Source organism: Agrobacterium sp. MS2 (genome assembly GCF_003261015.1).
Lineage (GTDB): Bacteria > Pseudomonadota > Alphaproteobacteria > Rhizobiales > Rhizobiaceae > Agrobacterium > Agrobacterium pusense.
Window position 1 is genome coordinate 51,383 of the sequence record NZ_QLNF01000086.1, and the last position, 23,408, is coordinate 74,790.

A 23,408-nucleotide genomic window follows, 5' to 3' on the forward strand; every position below is an offset into this window, starting at 1 on the left:
CTGTGCTTGTCACAGGAATCCAGCCGGCCCAAGTCCCTGGGCTGAAAGGAGCCTCCCGTCGCGCAGACGCGCGTCGACCGGAATCCTGTGACAGGCACAGGAACGAGGGTCGTCCGCTATCTCGCCGCCAAGCCTTTGTGCAAGATTGCTGCCCCCTGCAATACCCTACTCTCCCACCTGCCGCCGCGTGAGGAACAAGAGCAGCAAAGCCGCGCCCGCACCGACCGAGGCGAGCCGGATCGAGGCCCCGAAGCTGGCATATTGCGATACGAACCCCATTAGCGGCACCGCAAACAGCGCAGCGAGAAAAATCGAATTCATATAAAGCGCCGTCGCCCGCGCCGTGCGTCCACGGGCAAAGCCCTGCACGAAGGTCAGACAGGTGCCGGCGAAAAGGCCGTAATAGGCACCCTCCATCGCAGCCCCCACCAGCATTGCGGGCAGGGTCGTGACCGAAGCGATGATGTTGAAGGCGATTATCGCCGTTATCGCCGCGCCGCTCAGAAGCAGCCGTGCGCTGATCCGGCGCATGATGCGCGGCGCAAGAAGAATAAGCAGAACTTCCATGGCGCATTTGACGCTGAGCGACAGGCCCGGCGCATAGTCCGGCAACCCCACTTCACGCACCAGAAACACCGGCAATGCCGAAGCGCAGAGCGCATGGGCGAAAGACATGCAGAAACTGGCCGCGGCGGCGAGAAGCAGCGGCATATTGCGCCGTGTGTCGCCCTCGGCCTGCGGCCGCCGTTCCATGGGGCTTGTCTGGTTCAACGGCACGACGACGAGCGCAAGACCGCCCCAGATGACGGCCATCAGCATGGCATTCACGAATACCGCCTTCGCACCCGCAACGTCGAAGATCAGATAGGCGGCGGCGGGGACCAGCATCCATGCCAGCGACACCATCGTCCGCAGGAAGGCATTATAGGCGACCGTGTCCAGCCCCTTCACCCGGCCATGATACCGACCGTAACTGAAAATGAGCGTGCTTGCGGCGTTGGAAAGCCCCATGCCGGTCGCCGTTACGGCCACCAGCAGCGCCATATGCCCAAAGCTTGCCGCCGCAGCCGCGACAAGAGCGCCGCACACCGAAAGCAACAAAAGCGGCCTCACCCGCATCCCGGCATCAACGCGCTCACCATAAACGCGGCTTGCGACAATCGAAGCCAGCGCCGCCGTCACACTGTAAAATCCGACGGTGGCCGGCGGATGACCAAGCACCTGAATGATGTAGAAGCCGATAAATGGCACAACGGCGGCATTGGTGCTGCCGGCAATGAAGACCAGCAACGCGATCATATAGGCCTGGCGATCCAAAGCGCCCGGCAAAGTGCTTTTTTGTTGCATGGGAATCGTCTGAAGGCTGGCAAGCGGGGGTGGCACCCACCATCACATCAAAACGCTCCGCTGTTCAAGCCTGCACGCAACACTGGATGCCGTTTCGTCGCTGAAAGTAGACGAAACCTCTTCTCGCCACTCAGGATGTCTATCGCCCACGGCTGGACCTGCTTCAGCGGAAAGCAAGCGTCGTTCGATTAAGGGCACCTGCCCGGAGATGTTCTCGCCACCGGGCAGGTTATGGATTGATACTGCTTGACTGTCGCCCGATGCGTTCCGCCGGTACGAATAACCGCCAATCAGAACTTCACGCCGAGACCGACGTTAACGACGTGGTCGCTGAGCTTTCCATCGGCAGAGAGGTTCTGGACAGTGTAGGTCTTCTTGCCGAAATCGTTGTAGCGATATTCGAGACGGCCGAATATGTTGTCGGTGAAGGCGTAATCGATACCCGCACCAATCGTCCAGCCATTCAGCGTCTCGCTCGTGTTGCCGAAAGGCGTCTTGATCTTGCTGTTTGTGGCGGTGTAACCGCCGGCGGTGTAGATCAGGGCGCGGTCGATGGCATAGCCGGCGCGCAGACGTGCCGAACCGTTCAAGCCCGAGGAAACCTTGCTGAGCTCGATCGTCTTTTTGCCCCAGGCGTAACCGAGGTCGCCCTCGACACCGAGAACGACTGACGGCGCCACTTCCGCATTATAACCGGCAAAGCCCGCGAAGCGACCGCCATCAAAACTATGCTTTTCGGTGTCACCGTCTTCCGTGGCTTTCAAACGGTTCCAGCCATAGCCACCGGAAACACCGGCGTAAAAACCATCCCAGGAAAAGGCAGGCGCAACGTCGCTGACAGCAGGCGCCGCCGGAATGTCGCTAACGGCATCAGCAGCAATGGCTGCGCCGGAAAGAACGCCAAGTGCGGCGAAGACGAGAAATGATTGTTTCAACATAAATTGCTCCTTCAAAACTGCCCTACCCGCCACGAAGCGGGCCTCGAATATACCCGCCGCCGAAATCACGGTCACAAACGACGAGTCGGGGACACGTTCTAATTGAAGCATCCAAACGTTAAAAACAAGCAACAATGACGCCAAAGCCAGAGAATAGCAAATTATATTGTATATTTCTACATTATAAATTCTTATTTCATTTGAAGTAAAATTAGAATATATAAACATAAATACACCGGATGCACGCATCTTTCTAAGGCACGTCAAGGATCGGCGAGCGCGACGACGCAGCTGGATCATCCTCCAAAAAAAGGGAGCCCGAGGGCCCCCTTCAGTCATGCGATGCGCCGTTTGTTCTTGCCGGAAATACCATGCGTCACACACACGCAACTCTGGGTTCGTTACCGGCTTATGCGCTTCGCGCATCGTCTGCGTCGAAAATCCCTGATGATCTTCGAGCTGTCCCGTCAGAGCGGGATGGCGAAAGACAATGGTTTCGCCATCCCTTTCTTCATTCCTTAGTGCCGGCGCTTCTTGCCGCCGTCATTCTTGTTGTCGATGACATCGACGGACGTCTTGTTGCCATTCAGCACGCCGTTCAGGATGCCGGTCTTGTTGCCATTCAAAATCCCGTTATTGGATAGGATGCCACTGACACCGAGATCGATGCTTGGCGAAACCACGACAAGGGCGCCGCCCTTGTTGCTGTTGCCGGACAGGATGCCACCCAGAAGACCGCCCGCATTGGCCTGACCAACGGAAGCGACAGTAAGAATAGCGGCTACACAAGCGAACTTTGCAATCATTTCTCTCTCCTCTTTTGTTTGATCACGCCATCTGGCGTAACTTAACTGTATATTTAGAGGATTCTAATTCAAGCAAAGGCTAATATTAAAATAAACGATTAACACTAATACTGGCGATTTTAATCAAATACTACATATCTCGCCTCCGCCCTTTCGCTCCTTTTCCTAACAGTATCGGCAGGCACCTTTGGCGAAGACAGTAAACCCGGGCAGGAAACTTTATTAACCATCCAAATATAAGATATTGCTTAATTAGCGACCGGAGATGCAAATGCGGCTGGGGGGATATATCGCGCTTGTTCTCGGGCTTGCCTGCGCCTGCCGCGGGTGGGCGGGAGAAAAGGCCGATGAGCACACCATCACCTACAAATCCGGCATCTCCTATGACAGCAATTATTTCGCCGACACCAATCGCTTGAGCGCCATTTCGCTGCGCGCCGGCTTCGGGCTCACGGGCAAGATCGCGCTTGAAGGGGCGGAACTGCGTTACTCGCTTGAGCAGGAAGAGGTTCGCCTTCCCCGTTACCGTTTTGCCAATGAGCATAACACCATCGCGTCGCTGGGTGTGACCAGACGCTTTTCCGAAAAGCTGGAATGGGCTCTTGAGTTGCGCGGCACCCGCAGCGATGCCGGCGATATTTTCCTGCACCTGCCGGAAGAAAATATCGGATACAGGCAGCTGGATCACAAGCTTGAAGCCTCCTCCCAGCTTGGCATCCTCGCCCTTGGCGGCAAGAACAAGCTGACGGCCAGCCTTGCCAGCCTGATGAAAGGCGAGGCTCGATTCCGCCCGGCCTATTTCATCCCCACGCGTCTGGAGGCCAATGAGGCGCTCCTGTCGCTGAAGGCGGAACATGAACGGCCACTCGCCGGCGGTGAGGCTGGCATCACGATCGCCTATGACCGCATTCTCGTGCCGGAAGGGCAGCAGGAAAAATATGAGCGGTTTCCGGCCCATACGCTGCGCGGCTCGCTTGCTTACGGCTACAGGTTCTCGAACCGTCTCGCAGTGCTTGCCGAAGCTGGGCTGACCTCCATTTTCGGAGACGAGATCAGCGACAAGGTGAAACGCACCCGGCCTTATCTCCGGGCGGAAGCCGAGCTGAAGGCCACGGACCGCATCGCCTTCGGCGTGGGCTTCTCGCAGGATTACGCCCTGTTCGATCCCGACGACCCGATCGCCGAATTTCACCGTCGCTGGCAGTTCGTCGTGAAAAGCAGGCTGGCCGAGAAGGTCGGCCTGGACCTCGCGCTGCAGCAGGTCCACAAGGACTGGATCTATTACAATTACGATACCAGCGAGCGCCGGCTGGTCGCCACCCTCTCTTTCGATACCGGCAAGAACAGCAAGCTGGAGGTGGAGTTCAACCGCCTGCTGCATGACGAGCGCGATACCGACCTTGCCTATGATGGCTCGAGCGTCACCTCGCGTTTCAGCGGCACCTTCTGAACTCCGTCTCAACCTGCGCGAAGGTTCGGACGCATCGGGTCGAAATTCGGTCCCAATTTCTGCTAGAGTCAGACCTTCCAGATTCGACGGCAGGACAGACCGGATAATGTACAGACGATTTTTGCTTATCGCGGCCGGCCTCGCCTGCATCCCCGTCGCCGCCTCCGCCCATCCGCATATCTTTGCCGAAGCCCGGATGGAAATCGTCGAGGGACCGAACCGGACCATCCAGGAAGTGCGCAACATCTGGCGTTTCGACGAGATGTTCTCAGCAAGCGTTGTGATGGATTACGACAAGAACAGCGATCTGAAACTCGACAAGGACGAGCTGGCCGAAATCGGCAATACCGTGCTGGAATCGCTGGCCGAATATTCCTACTACACCTTCATCACCGCTGACGGGAAACCGGTGGAGTTCGGTAAACCCGACGCCATTCATGTGGATTACAAGGACCAGCAGATTCTGATGTTCTTTTCCGTGAAACCGCTCAAACCTCTGGCGGTGAAGGGCAGGCTCAGCTTTGGCGCGTGGGATCCGACGATGTATACGGCGATCGATTTCGCCAAGGACGGCGATATCGCCACCGAGGGCAAGGATTTGAAGGCCTGCAAGCAGCATGTGGTGCGCCCTGATCCGGACGAGGTGATCTCCCAGAACCAGAATACGCTCACCGATGCCTTTTTCAACGATCCCACCGGTACAGACATGACCAAGCTCTTTGCCACGCGGCTGGAGGTCACATGCTGAGCCGCCGGGTCGGCCTGCTTGCCGTCGTCATCGGCTTCATTGCCGTGGCCGGCGCGGCCCATGCGCAATCGCCGCTCGGCATAGGCTCGGCCGAACCGTCCTTTTCCGTCGGCGGGCCTTTTGCCCCGTTGATGCAGTGGATCAACGTGCACCAGCAGATGTTCTACCGGGCGCTGACCGGCGCGCTGAAGGCGATGCGCGAGGACAGCTGGGCGCTCGGTTCGCTGATCGGCCTCTCCTTTACTTATGGCGTGTTCCATGCGGCCGGTCCCGGCCACGGCAAGGCGGTCATCTCCTCCTACATGATCGCCAATGAAACGCAGCTGAGACGTGGCATCGTCATCTCCTTCGTCTCGGCGCTCATTCAGGGCGCTGTCGCGATCGGCCTTGTCGGCGCGGCCTGGCTGGTGCTGCGCGGCACCTCAATCACCATGACGAAAGCGACACAGGCGATGGAAATCGCCAGTTTCGCCATGGTCGCCCTGTTTGGCGCATGGCTGCTGGTGCGAAAACTCTGGTCGCTGCGCATCCGGCGCGAGCAGGCCACCGTTTTCGCTGTGGCGGGTGAGGCACCGGCAGCAAGAACCACCGGCATGGGCACGGGGCTGCGGTTTCAGGGCAAACCGGTTTTTGCCGATCACGCCCATGACGGCCCGGGCGACCTCTGCACCGCCTGCGGCAAATCCCATGCGCCCGATCCGATGCTGCTGAGGGCAAAGAACTTCAGTCTTCACGAGGCATGGTCAGCCATCATCGCTGTAGGGCTCAGGCCCTGCTCGGGGGCTATCATCGTCATGAGCTTCGCGCTTTTGAACGGGCTTTATCTTGGCGGTGTGCTCTCCGTCCTTGCCATGTCGCTCGGCACCGCCATCACGGTCTCGGTCCTCGCCATCATGGCCGTCTCCGCCAAGGGTCTGGCCGTGCGTTTCGCCGGCCCCGGCAGCCGCAGGGCGGCCGGCATCAGCCACGCGATCGAAATCGCCGGTGCGCTCTTCGTCTTGCTGATGGGCCTGATGCTGCTCGGCGCGTCGCTTCAGTTCTGATCGTTATGGCGGCGCTGGTAACGCGCCCGCAGCCAGAACAGCAGGAAAAAACAGAGCACCGCCACCGTGCCGAAGGCGGCCGCCAGCCAGGGCGAATAATCGCCGAGCCACAACATGATTTTAGGCATAATGAAGAATATCAGCCCGAAGCCGAGGATGATGAGCACCGCGGCAATGGCAGGCGACCAATCCTTTCTGGCGGTTGGCGTCTCGGGCTTTGGCTTTTCAGGCGTTGGCATGGGCAAGCTCCGCGCGAATATCCTCAAGCTTGCGCTTCTGCGTGCCGTCAGCTGTAAAATTGTCCGGTGAAAGCCAGGCCTCGAAGGCCCTGCCGATCAGTGGCCATTCGGCGTCGATCATGGAAAACCACGCCGTATCGCGATTTTGCCCCTTCGAGATCATATGCTGGCGGAAGACGCCTTCGAAGGTGAAGCCATAACGCTTCGCCGTCGTCTTGGAGGGCTCATTTTCGTTGTGGCATTTCCACTCGTAACGGCGATACCCCAGATCCTCGAACACATGCTTCGCCATAAGGTAATGCGCCTCGGTGGCAAGCGGGGAACGTTTCATTTTCGCCCCATGGGCGACGGAGCCGACTTCTACCACGCCATTGGCGGGATCGGGCCGCATGTAACTCGCCATGCCGACGATTTCGCCCGTTGTGTTTTCGACAAAGACGAGCGTCACCCAGTTAAGCTTTTCGCCAGCGCCAACAAGCCAGTCGCCAAAGGCATCCGCATCGGGAAAGGCGCTTTGCGGGAAATATCTGAGCAGCGCATTGGTGCCCTCGCCGCCAAGCGCAGCCCAGAGTTTTTCCAGATGTTTGTCGCGATCGAACGGTTCCGCCGTTACATAACGGCCCTTCAGCACCACCGGCTGCGGCGCCGGACATCCCTTGAATTCTCTCAGATCGCGCATTCTCTTCCCCATTTGCTGGGAGAAGGATTAGGGCAAGCCGGGCGGGATGACAACAGTGCATGTGGGGGTGGGATGCGGTGATCTCGGCGGGGCGCTTATCGTCCTCGGTGGGCGTGGCTCATCCCCCTCTGCCCTGCCTGGCATCTCCCCCTCAGGGGGGGAGATCAGCGGGAGGCCCTACCGCCGCTTCAATCGCTAACGTCGAAAGAGGCGAGATGTAGCCGCGTGTCGATCTCCCCCCTTGAGGGGGAGATGCCAGGCAGGGCAGAGGGGGTGAGCCACACGCTCAAACCTTCATGCCCAAGTCCAAACGCCAACCTACACCTTCGCCGCCACCACCGTCGCCTCGATGTGATCCACCAGCGCATCCGGCAACCCAAGCCGCCCGGCAAGAAGATCGAGATACCCCCGCTCCGCCCGCGTATCGGCCTCGATGGCAAGCCGCGAGGCGGTATAAAGCTCCACCTTCTGCTCTTCCGTGCGGGCAGCGGCCACCAGCGCGTCTATGTCGAGCGGATCGGCCAGTTCCTTTTCGAGGAAACGCTCGGCTTCGCTATCGAGGCCGGAAACCTGCACCTTGTCCATGATATTGGCGCGCTCTTTCTCATCGATATGCCCGTCGGCCTTGGCAGCCGCGATCATGGCCTGGATGAGCTTCAGCGCGAAATCATTGGAAAGCGCCGGCGACTGCGGATGGAAAGCGGAATCGGCGGGCGGAGCGAGAAGTTCCGCCTCTGGTTTCGGCGCGGCTTCCGGCGCCTGTCCTGACTTGTAATTCTTGTAGGCGAGGTAACCGAGGCCAGCGATGGCGGCGACACCGCCGATGGTGGCGACGTTGCCGGCGAGCTTGCGGCCGGTTTTGGTGCCCAGGATTGCGGCGGCGAGAGCACCGGCCTTGAGGGGATTGTTCTTGGCGATATCGGCGGCCTGCCCGGCTCTGTCACGGACGCTTCCCGAAAGGCCCGGCACCTGCGAGCCGAGGAATTGTTCAAGAAGCTTCTTGGCGTCGAACATCAAAATCTCCTGTAGAGGTCAAATCTACAGGGGGAGATAGGAAGCCGTGGGCCGATTATAAATGTCAAACCCGCTCACGCCTTCGTGAACGGGTCTGACAGGAGACAAATCAGCCGCGCAGCGCAGCAGCTTCGGCGGCAAGCTTGGTGATGCCCGCCCAGTCACCCGTCGCCACCAGTTCGCGTGGGGCAACCCAGGAGCCGCCGACGCAGACGACGTTCGGCAGGGAGAGATAGTCGTTGGCGTTCTTGAGCGATACGCTGCCGGTCGGGCAGAAGACGGTGCCGGCGAGCGGCGAAGACAGCGCCTTGAGATAAGGTGCGCCGCCAGCCTGTTCGGCCGGGAAGAACTTCAGCACCTTGTAACCCTCGTCGCGCAGCGCCATGACTTCGCTGGCAGTGGCGGCGCCCGGAAGCAGCGGCACCCTGGAGCTGCGCGCAGCTTCCAGCACGCTCTTGTTGATGCCTGGGCTGACGATGAAGGTGGAACCGGCTTCGGCAGCCGCCTCGAAATCCTTCGCATTGAGAATGGTGCCGGCGCCGACATTGGCGCCTTCCACTTCCGCCGCAACAGCACGGATGGCGTCCAGCGCGGCCGGCGTGCGCATGGTGATCTCGATTGCCTTCAGACCGCCCGCGACCAAAGCACGCGCAAGCGGCACGGCGGAGGCGGCGTCATCCACGATCAGCACCGGCACGACCGGCTGAAGTTTCAGGATGGAGAGAAGTTTTTCGGAGTCCTGGGCCAAGATGAGCCTCCTTGCGCGATTGAAACGATTGAAATCCCGTTTACCGATTAGCCTGCCCCGGCTTTGATGTCGAGGCATGGCAAGGCCATTTTTTGCCCTGATACTTCAATCAATTCGCTTCTTCATCAAGCCGTCTTGCGATAGTCTGGCGCACCAGTTTGCGGAGACAGCATGGCCAAGGAAATCGAACGGAAGTTTCTTGTTGCAGGCGGTGAATGGCGCGATGAGGTAACGCATAGCATGGCTTTCCGGCAGGCCTATGTCGCCTCCATGGAAAATCGTTCGGTCAGGGTGAGGATCGTCGACGGGCGTGACGCGACACTCACAATCAAGATCGGCGCAAGCGCCCTCGTCCGCGACGAATATGAATATCCCATCCCGCTGGAAGATGCCGAGGAACTGATGGCCAGCGCGCCCGGCGTGGTGATCGAGAAGACGCGGCACACGGTTGATCACGGCGGCTTCACCTGGGAGATCGATGTTTTCGAAGGCCGATATAAGGGGCTTATCGTGGCGGAAGTGGAGATGGATGACGAAAATGCCGATCCGGATCTTCCTCCCTGGCTCGGCAGGGAGGTAACGGGCGACAGGCGCTTTTCCAACCAGTCCCTCGCCACGGACGACCAGAGCGGAGACCTGTCGGATGCCTTTCAGAATTGATCCGAAAAAGCCCTTTGACGATGAAATCCGCCGCGCCGGCCTGGAATTGATCGAAGACACGGTCACCATCCTGCGTGACCGTCCGTCCGGCCCGCACGAGGCCGTGCACGATGTGCGCAAGCGCTTCAAGCGGCTGCGGGCCCTCTACCGCCTCATCCGAAAGGCGGCGCCGGATTTTAGCCGAGAGGAAAATGCCCGCTTCCGGGATATTGCCCGTTCGCTCGCCTTCGCCCGTGATGCGACGGCATTGGTGGAAACGGCGGAATATCTGGAGGCTTTCGCGCTCTCCGATACACAGGGTGAGGCGCTGCGGTCCATCACGGCGATGCTGCGCGCGCGTCGGGATCATGCGGTGAAATACGAGGCCGCTCTCGACGAGGCGATTTCTGCGGCCATCACCGGCTGCGAGGCGGGACGTGAACGGCTGAAGACGCTATCGCTGCCGGATGAGCTCAAGGACAGCGCCCGGCTGCTGAGGACAAGCTGGGCGCGGCAGAGGAAACGGGCGCGACAGGCGCTGGCCGATTGCCACGAGCAGGCCGATGTCGAGCATTTCCATGAGTTGCGCAAGGCCGGCCAGACCTACTGGATGCATCTTGGTCTGATGAGGCGTATCTGGCCGTCCGCCATGCGCGCCAAGCGCGCCGATACCAAGCGACTGGTCGACATTCTCGGCCACGAACACGATCTCTCGGTTCTCGCCGCCGTGGCCGACCGCGAGCCCGACCGCTTTGGCAACGGCGAACGGCTGGCGCTGCTGCTCGACGCCATCATCGAAAGGCAGCAGGCGCTGCGTGCCGAAGGCCTTGAACTGGCAGATGAGGTCTTTTCCGAATCTGCCCGCACGGAAAGCCGCATCGTCGGCCTACTGTGGCGGCAGGCGGCGAAGTAGGCCAAACGCCACTTTCGGCGCTCGCTCACCTCCGTCATTCCGGCCTTGAGCCGGAATCCAGCCAGCCCAAGGACTTGGGCTGAAAAGACTTGTCCCGCCGCGCAGACGCGCGTCGGCTGGATTCCGGCTCAAGGCCGGAATGACGGAGGCGGCATTGCGACATCCCGTTGCCTGCACACGGCAGCAGGAATGACAGGAAGCCCACAAATCCTCCCGATTGACGATTTTCAAAATACCCGAACCCACCGATAAATATTGCTTTGCGGCCGCCGTCGCTGTATTTCACCGGCCATGACCGACACGACCATTCTCCCCCGCCCGGAAGTCTCTGGCGATTTCCTTGTGGCCGCGCTTTATCATTTCGCCCGCCTGCCGCGGTTCGAGAGCCTGCGTGAGCCATTGTTCGAGCTCTGCCAGAAGAACGGCGTCAAGGGCACGCTGCTGCTGGCCGCCGAGGGCATCAACGGCACGATCGCCGGCCCGGATGCAGGCGTTCACGCCGTGCTTTCCTTCCTGCGCGCACAGCCGGAATTTTCGGCATTGGAGCACAAGGAAAGCCGCGCCTCGCACATGCCTTTCGTGCGGCTGAAGGTGAAGCTCAAGAAAGAGATCGTCACGATGGGCGTGCCTGATATCGATCCGAACCGGATCGTCGGCACCTATGTCGACCCGCGCGATTGGAACGAATTGATCTCCGACCCGGACACGATCGTCATCGATACCCGCAACGATTACGAAACCGCCATCGGCGTCTTCAAGGGTGCAGTTGATCCGAAGACGAAAACCTTCCGCGAGTTTCCGGACTGGGTGAAGAACAATCCCGGCCTGCACAACAAGCCGAAGATCGCCATGTATTGCACCGGCGGCATCCGCTGCGAAAAGGCCACGGCCTTCATGAAGGAGCAGGGCTTCGACGAGGTCTATCACCTCAAGGGCGGCATCCTGAAATATCTGGAAGAAGTGCCGGAAGAAGAAAGCCTGTGGGAGGGCGCCTGCTTCGTTTTCGACGAGCGTGTGTCGGTGGTGCATGGCCTGGCCGAAGGCGACCACCAGCTGTGCCACGCCTGCCGCAACCCGATCACCCCGGAAGTGCGCCTGTCACCCAAGTTCGAGGAAGGCGTCTCCTGCCCGAGCTGCTACGATGGGCGCAGCGAAGAAGACCGCCAGCGCTTCCGCGACCGGCAACAGCAGATCGACCTGGCAAAGAAGCGCGGCGAGCGGCATCTGGGGCGGTAAGCCCAGGTAGCTATAGGACTGTATCTAAATTTGGATAGAGCGGCGCCGCGTGTTTCTTCTCCCCGCCGGGGAGAAGAAACGAGAAGCGACACGTCGAGAACCTCACGCCCCCGCCCGCAGCGCAAAAAGCGGCGCATCCTGTCCGTCCAGCATGGCGGTGATCTCTTCCGCCGCGACCGGTTTTGAGAACAGGTAACCCTGCAATTCGTCGCAGCCGCACAGATGCAGTATGGCCGCCTGCTCTTCCGTTTCCACGCCTTCGGCCGTGACCGGAATGTCGAGTGATTTCGCCAGCGCCACGGTCGTCTGCAGCATTTCCAGCGAGCGGCCTCCCTTGTCGAGCGCCATGATGAGCGAACGGTCGATCTTCATCCTGTCGAAGCCGAAGCGACGCAGATAGCCGACGCTGGCAAAGCCGGCGCCGAAATCGTCGAGCGCGATATGCAGGCCGAGCTGTTTCAGCTTGTCTATTGCCGCACTTGCCCGCTCCGGGTGCTGGATGAAATAACCTTCCGTCATTTCCAGCCGCAGCCTTTCCGGCGGCGTCTTCGTTGCATCCAGAATATCCGCGACATGGCCGGAAAAGGCCGGATTGCGGAACTGCACGGGTGAAATGTTGACCGACAGTTTGATGGACGGCCATTGCTGTGCTGTCTCGCAGGCCTTGCGCAGCACCAGCAGGCCGAGCCGGTCGATGAGACCGCTCGTCTCGGCAGCGGCGATGAATATGTCGGGCGGGACGAAGCCATATCCCGGCCTCTGCCAGCGGGCCAGCGCTTCCACCCCGGTAATGCAGCGCGTGGCGGCGCTGACGACCGGCTGATAAACCACCTGTATCTCGTCGTTCAAAATGGCGGAGCGAAGATCGGCCTCGAGCTGCAGTTTTTCCTCGCGCAGCGCATCCATTTTCAATTCGTAGGACACGTAACGACCGCGGCCGTTTTCCTTGGCCTGATACATGGCCATATCCGCGCGGCGCAGCAATTCCTCACCATTGATGTCCCCCGCCCGCGAGATCGACGTGCCGATGCTGCAGCCTATACTTGCCACACGCTCGCCTATGCTGAAGGGTTCGGTGAACAGTTCCAGCAGTGACATGCAGAGCTTGCGGCCTTCCACCCACACGTCGTCGCCCTGAATGGCGATGGCGAATTCGTCGCCGCCGAGCCGCGCCAGAACCGCGCCTTCCGGCACCAGCACCCTGAGCGCCGCCGCCACGCCCTTGATGAGCCGGTCACCCGCCGCGTGGCCGTAGGAATCGTTGATTTCCTTGAAGCCGTCGAGATCGAGATAAAGCAGCTTGATATCCGTCTTGTCGTGGCTTGCCTTGGCGACCATGCGGTCCAGCCTCGCGAAGAGACCGGCGCGATTATTGAGGTCGCTCAGCCGATCGCGCAGAGCCTCTTCCCGCGCCGCCGCCTCATCCGCCTTCAGACGATCGAGCGTGGCCGAACCAATAATGAGCAGCACCAGAAAGAACGTGCCGGCGATACCGAGCGCGGTAAAGACGACCGGCCGCGCCTCATGAAAACTGACATCTCCGGGCAGGTGCGAGCGCCAGACGAGCCGTGCCAGCACCTGCCCCAGCGGATTGACGATATCCACATGGTTGGCGGCCGTTCCCTCGCCATATTGCAGCTCCAGGCCCTCGATCACGTAGTTGCGGGCGAGTTTGTGCACCGTCGCCTGGGTGAGATGACGGGCAAAAACCAGATAGCGCCGCTCCGCACCGACCGGCGGCAGCGCTCCCGATTTGAGCCGCACCAGCGCAACACCGGCAGCGGCGATGCCATCCCCGGTTTTGACGAAACCCGTGACCTGCGAGGTGACGCCGGGACGCATGGACCGCACCCGTTCAATCATTTCCGGAAGGCCGGCGGCGAAATAGGTGCCGGGCACCCATTTCGCCGGCTTGCCATTCTGATAGGCCATACGGACCTTGTCATCCTCGTCGATGATAACGGCAGTATCGAAAAGATCGTTATTGGCCGTCATGTCGCCGTAATTGCTGGCCACCCAGTCGAAGCGATCAGGAGCATAGACATATTCGGCGGCATCGTCCCAGGCGGCGTAATCGTTGAGGGTCGCACCAAGCTGTTCGCGAAAAGTGACGAGAGCTCCCGCCGTCGTCTCGCGTGAACGGGCACTGTCGAGCAGGTTGGCCTTTTCCCGGACCTGACTGAGAGCGGAGAGGACGAGCGCCGTAACGATGAGAAGCACCAGCGCGAAGGTGGACAGCACAACGCCGACGGCGGTTCTGCGCCCGACCGGCAAATAGTCCCCAATGTTGCGCGGCGCAATCCGCATAAAATCCCCTTCGAAAGCATCATCTTGCCAAGGAAACATTCAAAAGCCGTTAAGCCGCGCCGTAACACCGACCCAAAAAACAACGGGTACAAAACGACAGTCCGACCGAAAATCTGAAAAATCCTTTCTGGAAAGAACGGAGGTTTTTCAGGAAAAGTGGATTTGCGCCCGTCCGTAAAACAAAAAACCTCCCCCGCGAGCGGGAGAGGTCATCATTTTCATCGATGGAGCGATTACCAGGACGGGATAACCGTGCCGTTATACTTCTCCAGAATGAAGGCCTTCACTTCCGGGCTGTGGTAGGATTCCACCAGCGTCTTCACCCAGGGCTTGTCCTTGTCCTGCGTGCGAACGGCGATGACGTTCGCGTAAGGGGACTTTTCGCTTTCGATCGCGATGGAGTCCTTCTTCGGGTTCAGGCCGGCTGCCGTGGCATAGTTGGTGTTGATGACCGAAGCGTCGGTATCGTCAAGCGAGCGCGGCAGCTGTGCGGCGTCGAGTTCGACGATCTGGATGTTCTTCGGGTTTTCGGTGATGTCGGCAGGCGTTACCTTGAGGCCAGCTTCTTCCTTGACCTTGATCAGGCCCTTGGAGGCAAGAACCAGAAGGGCGCGGCCGCCATTGGTGGGATCGTTCGGAATACCGACCGTCGCGCCATCCTTCAGCTCGTCAAGGCTCTTCACCTTCTTCGAATAAACGCCCATCGGGGTGGTGATGGTGGTGCCGACGCTGACGAGATCGAACTTGCGGTCAGCGATCTGGTTGTCGAGGTAAGGCTGGTGCTGGAAGGAGTTGGCCTGCAGCTCGCCGTCGTTCAGCGCCTGGTTCGGCACGACATAATCGGAGAACTCGACGATATCGATATCGAGGCCCTTGGCGGCCGCGATCTTCTTCACCTGTTCCATGATCTGCGCGTGTTCGGCGGGGGTGACGCCGATCTTGATCGTCTCGGCCAGCGCCTGACCGGCGGTGAAGAGAGCGGCGAGCGATGCCGCGAGGATGAGTTTCTTCATGGGTGTCTCCTTGGGTTGTTATTATGAACGCAGTTAATTCTTCCGTGTACGCTTGTCGAAGCTGCGCGCCAGCCGGTCGCCGGCGCTCTGCACCAGCTGCACCAGCACGATCAGCACCAGAACCACAGCCAGCATCACGTCTGGCATGAAGCGCTGGTAACCGTAGCGGATGCCGAGATCGCCCAGCCCGCCGCCGCCAACCGCGCCCACCATGGCCGAATAACCGATGAGGCTGACCAGCGTGAGCGTGAGCGCCAGCGTGATGCCGGGCTTGGCCTCAGCCAGCAGAACCTTGGTGACGATCTGCAGCGGGGTCGCACCCATGGCGCGGGCAGCCTCGATCAGACCCTTGTCCACCTCGCGGATCGCCGCCTCCACCAGCCTGGCGATGAAGGGCACGGTCGCAACCGTCAGCGGCACGATGGCGGCACTGGTGCCGATCGACGTGCCCGCCACGAGACGGGTGAAGGGAATGATCGCCACGACAAGAATGATGAAGGGCGTGGAGCGCGCCGCATTCACGATGAGGCCGAGGATGCGGTTGGTCATGGGTGCGGGAAACAGTTCGCCCTTGCCGCTGGTGGCGAGGAAAACGCCCATCGGCACGCCGATGATGGACCCAACGATTCCGGAGACAGCAACCATGTGAAGGGTTTGCAACAGCCCTTTCAGCAGAAGGTTGAAGATCATATCAGGCGACATAACCGAGCACCTCCGTGTGAAGACCGGTTTCAGCATAAAAGCGATCGGCGCGCGCCGTAACCTCAGCCGAGGCCGGATAGGAGACGACAAGCGAACCGAAGGGCTCGCCGGAAATTTCCTCGATGGTGCCGGCGAGGATGTTCACATCGGGGCCGATTTCGGCGACGAGACGGGCCGTCAGCGGCTGGAAGGCCGTTTCGCCGAAGAACACCAGACGCACCAGAACACGATCGCCTTCCGCTGCCTGCGGCTTGAGACCAGAGGTAACCCAGTGCGGCAGCTTCACGCCGACAGAGGACGACAGCAGGCTGCGGGTGGTCTCGTGTTTCGGCGCCGTGAAGATATCGAAGGTGGTGCCTTGCTCAACGATCAGTCCCCTGTCGATGACGGCCACCTGCGACGCGATGGTCTTTACCACCTCCATCTCGTGGGTGATGAGCAGCACGGTCAGACCGAGCTCGGCATTGATGCGCTTCAGCAGTTCGAGAATGGATTGTGTCGTTTCCGGATCGAGCGCAGACGTTGCTTCGTCGGAAAGCAGCAGCTTCGGCTGGGTGGCGAGCGCACGGGCAATGCCGACACGCTGCTTCTGGCCGCCGGAAAGTTCCGCCGGATAACGCTTTGCCTTATCGGACAGGCCAACAAGATCGAGCAGCGGCGCAACCCGGGTCTCGATATCCTTCTTGCCCATGCCTGATATTTCGAGCGGCAGCGCGACATTGTCGAACGCTGTGCGCGACGACAGGAGATTGAAGTGCTGGAAGATCATGCCGACGGAACGACGCAGCGTGCGCAGGCTCTTTTCATCGAGCGCCGCAACATCGACACCATCAACGATCACACGACCGGTCGAAGGCTTTTCAAGGCCGTTGGCGAGGCGGATGAGCGTGGACTTGCCGGCACCGGAGCGACCGATGATGCCGGTGATTGAGCCTTTCGGCACGGCGTAATCGATACCGGCTAGGGCTGCGAAGCCGGGCTTGCCGCCCGTGCCGCCAAAGGTCTTGGTCACGCCTTCGAACGTGACCATCGGCTCCTTTGCCGCCCCTTCAGGGACCGCCTGTTCTTGGCGCGCGGGCGAGGCCGCACTGGATGGAAAACTCATTGTGAACTCTGGGAATGCGTGACGGATCGGGTCTCAAAAAATCCTGTTGCGGTGCTGAACCGCTCTCTTCATGCAGCCTTCGGGCACATTCGATGACAGCTGATTTTCCGGGTCATTTCGTCAGGCTTTCACTCAGAAATGCCGGGGATCGGCAATTCGATGGCGCATACTTGCCCGCACACGCCACCTTTTAACAGGGATGTTTTTTCAATTATCTGAAAAGAGAGGAAAAATCTACCGCAAAGCCGCGTGTGCAGCCCTGCGGCAGTCAAGATTTTGCGAGTACCTTGAATCAGACGCGGCTGACGAATTCTTCAGCGGGACGGCGCACCTTCTTCAGGTTCACCAGCCAGTCGCCTTCCGGCTGGCGATAACCGAGCGGCAGGATGGTGACGGAGCGCAGGCCCTTCTCACGCAGGCCAAGGATTTCATCGAGCTTGGCAGGATCGAAACCTTCCATCGGAGTGGAATCCACACCCTCAAAGGCGGCCTGCGCCACAGCCATGCCGAACCCGATATAGGCCTGACGGGCGGCGTGCTCGAAATTCACCTGCTGATCGCGCTGCGGATAGGTGTTAAGCAGCATCTGGCGATAGGCTTCCCAGCCTTCATTCTTGATGCCGCGCTCTTCATTGACCAGATCGAACATATGGTTGATCCGCTCTTCGGTGTAATTATCCCACGCCGCAAAGACCAGCAGATGCGAGCCTTCGGTCACCTGCGCCTGGTTCCAGGCAATCTCGCGGATTTTGGCGCGCACCTCCGGATCGGTGACGACGATGACTTCAAAGGGCTGAAGACCGCTGGAGGTGGGCGCCAGCCGCGCTGCCTCGACAATGCGCTCAACCTTGTCTTCGGACACCGTCTTGGAAGGGTCCATTTTCTTGGTGGCATAACGCCAGTTAAGTTTTTCGATAAGCATGTTCGTTTTCCCTGGGAGGACCAGCCCGCCCTGCCCCTTGACGGCAGGATGGGCGCTACGCTTCGTAGCCCGTCTCACATAGGAGCCGGGACGGCAGGCGCAAGCAGGCACCGTGGGGTAACCGACAAAAAAGTTTGGAAAACTGATAATAAGGGGAGAGAACTTTATTGCGGACAGGCTTCGTGCTCTCGCCCGTCAGGAGTCGACGTTGAATTTTACGCATCAGCCGGCCTCCCCACCCTCATTCCTGTGCTTGTCACAGGAATTTAGCCCACACGCGTCCGCGTGGCGGAGAGACTGCCCTCAGCCCAAGGACTTGGGCTGGCTAGATCCCTGTGACAAGCACAGGGATGAGGGGAAAAAACCTCACCCCTTGGCAACCCCATGGTTCCCCTTCGGGAAACCCGAAGCCAGCGCGCTGTACCACTTGCCGCTATTCTTCACCGTCCGCACCTGGGTCTCATAATCCACATGCACGAGCCCGAAACGCATGCGGTAACCCTCGGCCCATTCGAAATTATCCATCAGGCTCCAGGCGAAATAACCGCGCATCGGGTAACCGTCACGGATGAGATCGGCGACGATGCCGAGGTGTTCGGCGTAATAATCGAGACGCGGCTGGTCATTCACCTCGCCGTTTTCGACGCCCATATTATAGCAGGCGCCGTTTTCGGTGATGTAGCACTCCGGCAGATCGTAACGCCTGTAGAGCGTCTCAACCAACGACTTCAGCGCCGGAGCGTAAACCTCCCAGCCGATATCGGTCTTCACATCGCTGACCGCCGGTGCGGGCATAGTCGCGGGGAATTCCGCGCCCGGTGTCGCGTCGTCGGCAACGCGCATCGGCGTGTAATAATTCAGGCCCCACCAGTCGAGCTTCTGGCTGATGATGCCGAGGTCTTCCGCCTCCACGACGGGCATACGATCACCCAGCGCCTCCATCATCTCGGCGGGATATTCGCCTTTGAAGACCGGGTCAAAGAACGCGCCATTGTGGAACTGGAAGGCCCGCTCGGCCGCCTTCAGATCAGCCTCGCCATCGGAAGCGGGAATGACGGAATGGGCGTTCAATACCAGCCCCACCGGCACTTTCGGCGCGACATGGCGGGAAGCTTCCACGCCGAAACCATGGGCGAGGTTGATATGGTGCATGGCGGCAAGCGCGGCCTCCATGTTGCGCTCGCCCGGCGCGTGGATGCCATAGAGATGGCTGAGCCACACCGCGCACCAAGGCTCGTTGAAGGTCGCGACTGAATCCAGCCGGTCGCCGAGGCGGGCCATGACGGTCTTGGCGTAACGCTGGAAGGCATGTGCCGTGGAGCGGGAAGCCCAGCCGCCATCCCCCATCAGGGTCAGCGGCAGATCCCAATGGTACAGCGTCGCATAGGTCTTGATCCCGCGTGCCTTGCAGCCATCAACGAGGCGGTCGTAAAAATCCAGACCCTTCTCATTGATCGGCCCGAAACCATCGGGAATGATGCGCGGCCAGGCGATCGAGAAACGATAGGCCTCCACCCCCATCTCCTTGATGAGATCGAGGTCTTCCTCCCAGCGATTGTAATGATCGCAGGCGATATCGCCATTGTGACGCCCAAAGACATGGCCCGGCATATTGCAGAAGGCATCCCAGATGGAGGGCTTGCGGCCATCCGCCTTGGTGGAACCTTCGATCTGGAACGAGGCAGTTGCGACGCCAAACAGGAAATCGCCGGGGAAACGGGCTGCGAGCGTTTTGGGATCGGTCATCGGAGAGTCCATCGGATGTGAAAAGATCAGCAGCGGTTTAGACCATGTCGCCTGCGAGGTACAGTCGGGCTCGGCGGAATCTACAACGTTTCAGGATGCGCGGTGAACAGGCCCAAAGCGCTTTACATGCGCAAACGTCACCGCAGCGCGTAGCGGCGGCATGGGAGGCAGGCCCGGTGAATGCGTGTGAAATGGGTAGTGGTGGAAGTATTTGCATGCACCGGGCCGCATTATGGAGACCATAATCACGGCCTCTCGCTTACAGCCTTTTCACGACATCTATCCGATCAGCCCTTCCCGCCTCTGGCCGTGCGGGACGCCTCTCCGAAACACGGTCTACCAGAACCATGCTTGTCGATGCCGGCAACCGGTTCGCAAAAGGCGCCGCGCGTATCGCCCTTCCGTTCCGGTTGCGGGAGGAATGATGCAGCCAACGGAGGCAATGGGGATGGGAGAGGAAGAATTTTTTCGGAAGTGACTGAAAAGGATGGAGGGGTGGCGCAGAGTTGTCCGCTTCTTCTGGAGCAGAACTGAGAGCGGGCCCCTCATCCGGCCCTTTGGGCTCCCCCGGCGGAGAGAAGAAATGTGCCGAGCCCGCCGCGTTTGGCAAGGAGCGTGAAGCTTGTTCTTCTCCCCGCCGGGGCGAAGTGCCGGAGCGCAGCGAGGCGATGAGGGGGCAACGTTGCCGTCACCCCCTCCATCACGTCAAACGTAACGATTGACCACGTTTTCGAGATATTCCTGGCGGCCAGACTTAGGCTCGGGGTTGATATCCTCGCGCTCGACCAATGCCGCGATCTCGTCGAGCTTCAGCTCGCCGCGCAGCATCTTCTGGGCTTCCGGCGAATCCCACTTGGCGTAGCGCTCCTTGAGCGGCTTCGAAAGTGCACCGTCCTCGATCATCTTCGCCGCCGCCTTGAGGCCACGGGCGCAGCAATCCATGCCACCGATATGGCCGATCAGCAGGTCCTGCGGATCGAGCGACTGGCGACGCAGCTTGGAATCGAAGTTGGTACCGCCATTCTTGAAGCCGCCGCCGGCGAGAACATGGTAATAGGCGAGCGCCATTTCCGGCACGTTGTTGGGGAACTGGTCCGTATCCCAGCCGGACTGGTAATCGTTGCGGTTCATGTCGATGGAGCCGAAAATGCCGAACGCGTTGGCCATGGCAAGCTCGTGCTCGAAGGAGTGGCCGGCGAGAATGGCGTGGCCCTGCTCGATATTGACCTTCACTTCCTTGTCGAGACCGTTCTTCTGCAGGAAGGCATAAACGGTAGCGACGTCATAGTCGTACTGGTGCTTGGTCGGCTCCTGCGGCTTCGGCTCGATCAGGATCGTGCCTTCAAAACCGATCTTGTATTTGTATTCCACCACCAGATTGAGGAAGCGGCCAAGCTGGTCGAGCTCGCGCGACAGATCGGTGTTGAGCAGGGTTTCGTAACCTTCGCGGCCGCCCCACAGAACGTAGTTCGCGCCGCCGAGCTTCTTGGTGGCGTCCATGCAGGTCTTCACCGTTGCGGCGGAGAAAGCGAAGACGTCAGGATCGGGATTGGTCGCGGCACCCGACATGAAGCGGCGGTTGGAGAAGAGGTTGGCCGTGCCCCAAAGGAGCTTCACGCCGGTATCGGCCTGCTTCTGCGCGAAATAATCGACGATCTCGTTGAGGTTCTTGGTGTTTTCCGCGAAGTTCTTGCCTTCCGGCCGTACGTCGGCATCGTGGAAGCAGTAGAACGGCGAACCCAGCAGCGAAAAGAATTCGAACGCCACGTCGGCCTTCAGTTTCGCGGCCTGCATGCTGTCTTCAAACCATGGACGCTCGAACGTCTGGCCGCCAAAGGGGTCACCGCCCGGCCAGGTGAAGGTGTGCCAGTAGGCCACCGCAAAACGCAGATGGTCTTCCATGCGCTTGCCCGCGACGATTTCATCAGGGTTGTAGTGGCGGAAGGCCAGCGGGTTGGTGCTGTCGGGGCCTTCATATTTGATCTTGGCGATATCGCCGAAGAAGCCTGTGCTCATTGGGTGGGTTCCTCCTTGGTGGGTCTAGATGGTGTTCTGAAATTTCAGGGTTGGCGTTTGCCGCTCACCCCCTCTGTCCTGCCGGACATCTCCCCCTCAAGGGGGGAGATCTACTCGTGGTTAGGTGTCCACCTCTTGCGAGGCTGAAGATGAAGCGAAGTGTCCGCCGCTTGCCGATCTCCCCCCTTGAGGGGGAGATGCCCGGCAGGGCAGAGGGGAGTGAAGCCGCACCCTCAACACCTCAATGCGATAGCGCCCGAATGGCCGGATAAACCGCGTGATACCGCCGGTAAGCCTCCTCATAGGCATCGGCCAGATCAGCCACCGGCTCAATCGTCCGCGCCGTCTCCGGCTGCGAGCACACCGCCACCGGATCAGCTCCGGTCGCGGCAATCAGGCCGAGACGCGCGGCACCGAAGGCCGCACCGAAATCGCCCTCGGCGGGAATATCCACTGGCACAACAAGCGACGTAGCAATCGACGCCAGCCAATAGGCCGAACGCGAGCCGCCGCCGATGGCGGTGACACGAGAGATCGAGGTGCCGGCGGATTTCAGGGCTTCGAGATTGTCTCTGATCGCGAAGGTCACGCCCTCAAGCACGGCCTGCGTCAGCGCCTTGCGGTCGCTCTCATGCGAAAGGCCGATGAAGGAGCCGCGGATGGCAGCATCATTGTGCGGTGTGCGCTCGCCGGAAAGGTAGGGAGCGAAAGTGACGCCAGTCGGTGCAAGCAGCGTGTCGCCGAGTTCGCCGGTCAGATCGGCGGCAGATTGGCCTGTCAGCCGCGAATACCAGTTCAGTGCATCCGTGGCGGAGAGAATGACGCCCATCTGGTGCCAGGTATTGGGCAACGCGTGGCAGAAAGCATGAACTGCGCTTTCCGGCTTCGGCAGATAAGAGGCATTGGCGGCAAAAAGCACGCCAGAGGTTCCGAGCGACACGAAGGCATGACCTTCCTTCACCGTGCCCATGCCGCAGGCCGAGGCGGCATTGTCGCCCGCTCCGCCGGCAACCACGGCCCGGCCGGAAATGCCCCATTCGGAGGCAAGCTCGGCGCGCAGAACGCCCGCCTCATCCGTGCCTTCCACCAGAGACGGCATGTGTTTTTCATTGAGCCCGGTGACGGCGAGAAGTTCGGATGACCATTTGCGCGCGCCGGTATCGAGCCAGGAGGTGCCGGCGGAATCGGACATTTCCGAGATATATTCACCGGTCAGCCACAGCCGCAGATAATCCTTCGGCAGCAATACCTTGGCGACTTTTGCGAAGACTTCAGGTTCGTTCTTTGCCACCCAGGCGAGCTTCGGCGCGGTGAAGCCGGGGAAGACGATATTGCCGGTTATCTTGCGGAAGCGCGGATCAGCGTCGAGTGCGGCTGCTTCGGCATGGGAGCGGGTGTCATTCCAGAGAATGCAGGGGCGCAGCACCTTGCCATCGGCATCGACAAGTGTGGCGCCGTGCATCTGGCCGGAAAGGCCGATGCCCTTCACCGCGGCAAGCTCTTTCGGAAATTTCTGCTTCAGGCCGGCCACTGCGGTTTTCGTCGCGGCAATCCAGTCCGCCGGGTCCTGTTCAGACCAGCCATGATGCGGGCGCGAGACATCCAGCGAGCCGTTGGCCGAGCCGATGATTTTCTGATCGCCGTCCATCAGCAGGGCTTTGACGCCTGAAGTGCCAAGATCGAGACCGAGATACATGTATTTCTCCATTCCGGCGCGCCATGCGCCAAAGTTCATGCGGTTTTTTAAAGCCGCCGCCAGAGGGAAAACCGGCGGCCACTTTTCCTTCGGAAGAGTTT

The 23,408-nt window shown here is 60.1% G+C and carries 21 protein-coding genes; 6 read left to right on the plus strand and 15 right to left on the minus strand.

What is annotated here, in order from left to right:
* Positions 1 to 165: 165 nt before the first annotated feature.
* The 3 genes from DOU54_RS23160 to DOU54_RS23175 all read right to left on the minus strand — a co-directional run bounded on the left by DOU54_RS23160 (position 166) and on the right by DOU54_RS23175 (position 3,091).
* Positions 166 to 1,347, minus strand: coding sequence for an MFS transporter (locus DOU54_RS23160; protein ID WP_113731848.1), 1,182 nt, complete (start codon positions 1,345 to 1,347; stop codon positions 166 to 168).
* 290 nt (positions 1,348 to 1,637) lie between these two features.
* A complete protein-coding gene (locus tag DOU54_RS23165) occupies positions 1,638 to 2,285 on the minus strand; it encodes an outer membrane protein (RefSeq protein WP_037092288.1) in 648 nt (215 codons plus the stop codon).
* 518 nt (positions 2,286 to 2,803) lie between these two features.
* Positions 2,804 to 3,091, minus strand: coding sequence for a hypothetical protein (locus DOU54_RS23175; protein ID WP_004433441.1), 288 nt, complete (start codon positions 3,089 to 3,091; stop codon positions 2,804 to 2,806).
* Positions 3,092 to 3,362: 271 nt separating this feature from the next.
* On the opposite strand from DOU54_RS23175, the gene DOU54_RS23180 reads away from it, so the two are divergent.
* The 3 genes from DOU54_RS23180 to DOU54_RS23190 all read left to right on the plus strand — a co-directional run bounded on the left by DOU54_RS23180 (position 3,363) and on the right by DOU54_RS23190 (position 6,332).
* On the plus strand, positions 3,363 to 4,541 hold the full coding sequence (locus DOU54_RS23180; protein ID WP_113731849.1) for a hypothetical protein: 1,179 nt from the start codon (positions 3,363 to 3,365) through the stop codon (positions 4,539 to 4,541).
* 106 nt (positions 4,542 to 4,647) lie between these two features.
* Positions 4,648 to 5,289, plus strand: a complete 642-nt coding sequence (locus tag DOU54_RS23185; protein ID WP_193603445.1) for a DUF1007 family protein — start codon at positions 4,648 to 4,650, stop codon at positions 5,287 to 5,289.
* A complete protein-coding gene (locus DOU54_RS23190) occupies positions 5,283 to 6,332 on the plus strand; it encodes a nickel/cobalt transporter (RefSeq protein ID WP_113731850.1) in 1,050 nt (349 codons plus the stop codon). The genes DOU54_RS23185 and DOU54_RS23190 overlap by 7 nt, the downstream gene beginning before the upstream one ends.
* Here DOU54_RS23190 and DOU54_RS23195 read toward each other — a convergent pair.
* The 4 genes from DOU54_RS23195 to DOU54_RS23210 all read right to left on the minus strand — a co-directional run bounded on the left by DOU54_RS23195 (position 6,323) and on the right by DOU54_RS23210 (position 9,012).
* Entirely contained in the window at positions 6,323 to 6,571 is a 249-nt protein-coding gene (locus tag DOU54_RS23195; protein ID WP_004445178.1) for a hypothetical protein, read from the minus strand. The genes DOU54_RS23190 and DOU54_RS23195 overlap by 10 nt on opposite strands.
* Entirely contained in the window at positions 6,558 to 7,250 is a 693-nt protein-coding gene (locus DOU54_RS23200; RefSeq protein WP_034496774.1) for a GNAT family N-acetyltransferase, read from the minus strand. The genes DOU54_RS23195 and DOU54_RS23200 overlap by 14 nt, the downstream gene beginning before the upstream one ends.
* Positions 7,251 to 7,568: 318 nt before the next feature.
* Positions 7,569 to 8,264, minus strand: coding sequence for a tellurite resistance TerB family protein (locus tag DOU54_RS23205; RefSeq protein WP_108081581.1), 696 nt, complete (start codon positions 8,262 to 8,264; stop codon positions 7,569 to 7,571).
* Positions 8,265 to 8,373: 109 nt separating this feature from the next.
* Positions 8,374 to 9,012 carry a 2-dehydro-3-deoxy-phosphogluconate aldolase gene (locus tag DOU54_RS23210; RefSeq protein WP_006700245.1) on the minus strand — a complete coding sequence of 213 codons (639 nt, stop codon included), beginning with the start codon at positions 9,010 to 9,012 and terminating at the stop codon, positions 8,374 to 8,376.
* Positions 9,013 to 9,183: 171 nt separating this feature from the next.
* Between DOU54_RS23210 and DOU54_RS23215 the strand changes: the two genes are divergently transcribed.
* The 3 genes from DOU54_RS23215 (at position 9,184) to trhO (ending at position 11,800) form a co-directional block, all read left to right on the plus strand.
* Positions 9,184 to 9,672, plus strand: a complete 489-nt coding sequence (locus DOU54_RS23215) for a CYTH domain-containing protein (RefSeq protein WP_004445188.1) — start codon at positions 9,184 to 9,186, stop codon at positions 9,670 to 9,672.
* The gene (locus tag DOU54_RS23220; RefSeq protein WP_113731851.1) at positions 9,656 to 10,564 is read left to right on the plus strand and encodes a CHAD domain-containing protein; all 909 of its coding nucleotides are present in this window, start codon (positions 9,656 to 9,658) and stop codon (positions 10,562 to 10,564) included. Before DOU54_RS23215 ends, DOU54_RS23220 begins: the two co-directional genes overlap by 17 nt.
* A 291-nt stretch (positions 10,565 to 10,855) precedes the next feature.
* A complete protein-coding gene (gene trhO / locus DOU54_RS23225; RefSeq protein WP_113731852.1) occupies positions 10,856 to 11,800 on the plus strand; it encodes an oxygen-dependent tRNA uridine(34) hydroxylase TrhO in 945 nt (314 codons plus the stop codon).
* A 102-nt stretch (positions 11,801 to 11,902) separates the two neighbouring features.
* On the opposite strand, the gene DOU54_RS23230 is transcribed toward trhO, so the two are convergent.
* From DOU54_RS23230 to xylB, 8 genes are all read right to left on the minus strand, one after another.
* On the minus strand, positions 11,903 to 14,146 hold the full coding sequence (locus DOU54_RS23230) for a bifunctional diguanylate cyclase/phosphodiesterase (RefSeq protein ID WP_193603446.1): 2,244 nt from the start codon (positions 14,144 to 14,146) through the stop codon (positions 11,903 to 11,905).
* A 194-nt stretch (positions 14,147 to 14,340) separates the two neighbouring features.
* Positions 14,341 to 15,120 (minus strand): MetQ/NlpA family ABC transporter substrate-binding protein, encoded by a 780-nt coding sequence (locus DOU54_RS23235; protein ID WP_006699526.1) that lies wholly within the window; start codon positions 15,118 to 15,120, stop codon positions 14,341 to 14,343.
* A 33-nt stretch (positions 15,121 to 15,153) separates the two neighbouring features.
* A complete protein-coding gene (locus DOU54_RS23240) occupies positions 15,154 to 15,822 on the minus strand; it encodes a methionine ABC transporter permease (protein WP_006699527.1) in 669 nt (222 codons plus the stop codon).
* Positions 15,812 to 16,852, minus strand: a complete 1,041-nt coding sequence (locus tag DOU54_RS23245) for a methionine ABC transporter ATP-binding protein (protein WP_060942288.1) — start codon at positions 16,850 to 16,852, stop codon at positions 15,812 to 15,814. Before DOU54_RS23245 ends, DOU54_RS23240 begins: the two co-directional genes overlap by 11 nt.
* Positions 16,853 to 17,219: 367 nt before the next feature.
* Positions 17,220 to 17,849 (minus strand): NAD(P)H-dependent oxidoreductase, encoded by a 630-nt coding sequence (locus DOU54_RS23250; RefSeq protein WP_004445205.1) that lies wholly within the window; start codon positions 17,847 to 17,849, stop codon positions 17,220 to 17,222.
* Positions 17,850 to 18,215: 366 nt separating this feature from the next.
* Positions 18,216 to 19,595, minus strand: coding sequence for a GH1 family beta-glucosidase (locus DOU54_RS23260; protein ID WP_113732085.1), 1,380 nt, complete (start codon positions 19,593 to 19,595; stop codon positions 18,216 to 18,218).
* A gap of 705 nt (positions 19,596 to 20,300) precedes the next feature.
* Positions 20,301 to 21,611 (minus strand): xylose isomerase, encoded by a 1,311-nt coding sequence (gene xylA, locus DOU54_RS23270; RefSeq protein WP_004445208.1) that lies wholly within the window; start codon positions 21,609 to 21,611, stop codon positions 20,301 to 20,303.
* Between the two features lie 241 nt (positions 21,612 to 21,852).
* Positions 21,853 to 23,307 (minus strand): xylulokinase, encoded by a 1,455-nt coding sequence (gene xylB, locus DOU54_RS23280; protein WP_113731856.1) that lies wholly within the window; start codon positions 23,305 to 23,307, stop codon positions 21,853 to 21,855.
* Between the last annotated feature and the right edge of the window lie 101 nt (positions 23,308 to 23,408).

Excerpts from the sequence above, each read along its gene's own strand:
- DOU54_RS23160 (WP_113731848.1), bottom strand. The coding sequence starts at position 1,347 with ATGCAACAAAAAAGCACTTTGCCGGGCGCTTTGGATCGCCAGGCCTAT.
- DOU54_RS23165 (WP_037092288.1), bottom strand. The coding sequence starts at position 2,285 with ATGTTGAAACAATCATTTCTCGTCTTCGCCGCACTTGGCGTTCTTTCC.
- DOU54_RS23175 (WP_004433441.1), bottom strand. The coding sequence starts at position 3,091 with ATGATTGCAAAGTTCGCTTGTGTAGCCGCTATTCTTACTGTCGCTTCC.
- DOU54_RS23180 (WP_113731849.1), top strand. The coding sequence starts at position 3,363 with ATGCGGCTGGGGGGATATATCGCGCTTGTTCTCGGGCTTGCCTGCGCC.
- DOU54_RS23185 (WP_193603445.1), top strand. The coding sequence starts at position 4,648 with ATGTACAGACGATTTTTGCTTATCGCGGCCGGCCTCGCCTGCATCCCC.
- DOU54_RS23190 (WP_113731850.1), top strand. The coding sequence starts at position 5,283 with ATGCTGAGCCGCCGGGTCGGCCTGCTTGCCGTCGTCATCGGCTTCATT.
- DOU54_RS23195 (WP_004445178.1), bottom strand. The coding sequence starts at position 6,571 with ATGCCAACGCCTGAAAAGCCAAAGCCCGAGACGCCAACCGCCAGAAAG.
- DOU54_RS23200 (WP_034496774.1), bottom strand. The coding sequence starts at position 7,250 with ATGCGCGATCTGAGAGAATTCAAGGGATGTCCGGCGCCGCAGCCGGTG.
- DOU54_RS23205 (WP_108081581.1), bottom strand. The coding sequence starts at position 8,264 with ATGTTCGACGCCAAGAAGCTTCTTGAACAATTCCTCGGCTCGCAGGTG.
- DOU54_RS23215 (WP_004445188.1), top strand. The coding sequence starts at position 9,184 with ATGGCCAAGGAAATCGAACGGAAGTTTCTTGTTGCAGGCGGTGAATGG.
- DOU54_RS23220 (WP_113731851.1), top strand. The coding sequence starts at position 9,656 with ATGCCTTTCAGAATTGATCCGAAAAAGCCCTTTGACGATGAAATCCGC.
- trhO (WP_113731852.1), top strand. The coding sequence starts at position 10,856 with ATGACCGACACGACCATTCTCCCCCGCCCGGAAGTCTCTGGCGATTTC.
- DOU54_RS23230 (WP_193603446.1), bottom strand. The coding sequence starts at position 14,146 with ATGTTTCCTTGGCAAGATGATGCTTTCGAAGGGGATTTTATGCGGATT.
- DOU54_RS23235 (WP_006699526.1), bottom strand. The coding sequence starts at position 15,120 with ATGAAGAAACTCATCCTCGCGGCATCGCTCGCCGCTCTCTTCACCGCC.
- DOU54_RS23240 (WP_006699527.1), bottom strand. The coding sequence starts at position 15,822 with ATGTCGCCTGATATGATCTTCAACCTTCTGCTGAAAGGGCTGTTGCAA.
- DOU54_RS23245 (WP_060942288.1), bottom strand. The coding sequence starts at position 16,852 with ATGGTCACGTTCGAAGGCGTGACCAAGACCTTTGGCGGCACGGGCGGC.
- DOU54_RS23250 (WP_004445205.1), bottom strand. The coding sequence starts at position 17,849 with ATGCTTATCGAAAAACTTAACTGGCGTTATGCCACCAAGAAAATGGAC.
- DOU54_RS23260 (WP_113732085.1), bottom strand. The coding sequence starts at position 19,595 with ATGACCGATCCCAAAACGCTCGCAGCCCGTTTCCCCGGCGATTTCCTG.
- xylA (WP_004445208.1), bottom strand. The coding sequence starts at position 21,611 with ATGAGCACAGGCTTCTTCGGCGATATCGCCAAGATCAAATATGAAGGC.
- xylB (WP_113731856.1), bottom strand. The coding sequence starts at position 23,307 with ATGTATCTCGGTCTCGATCTTGGCACTTCAGGCGTCAAAGCCCTGCTG.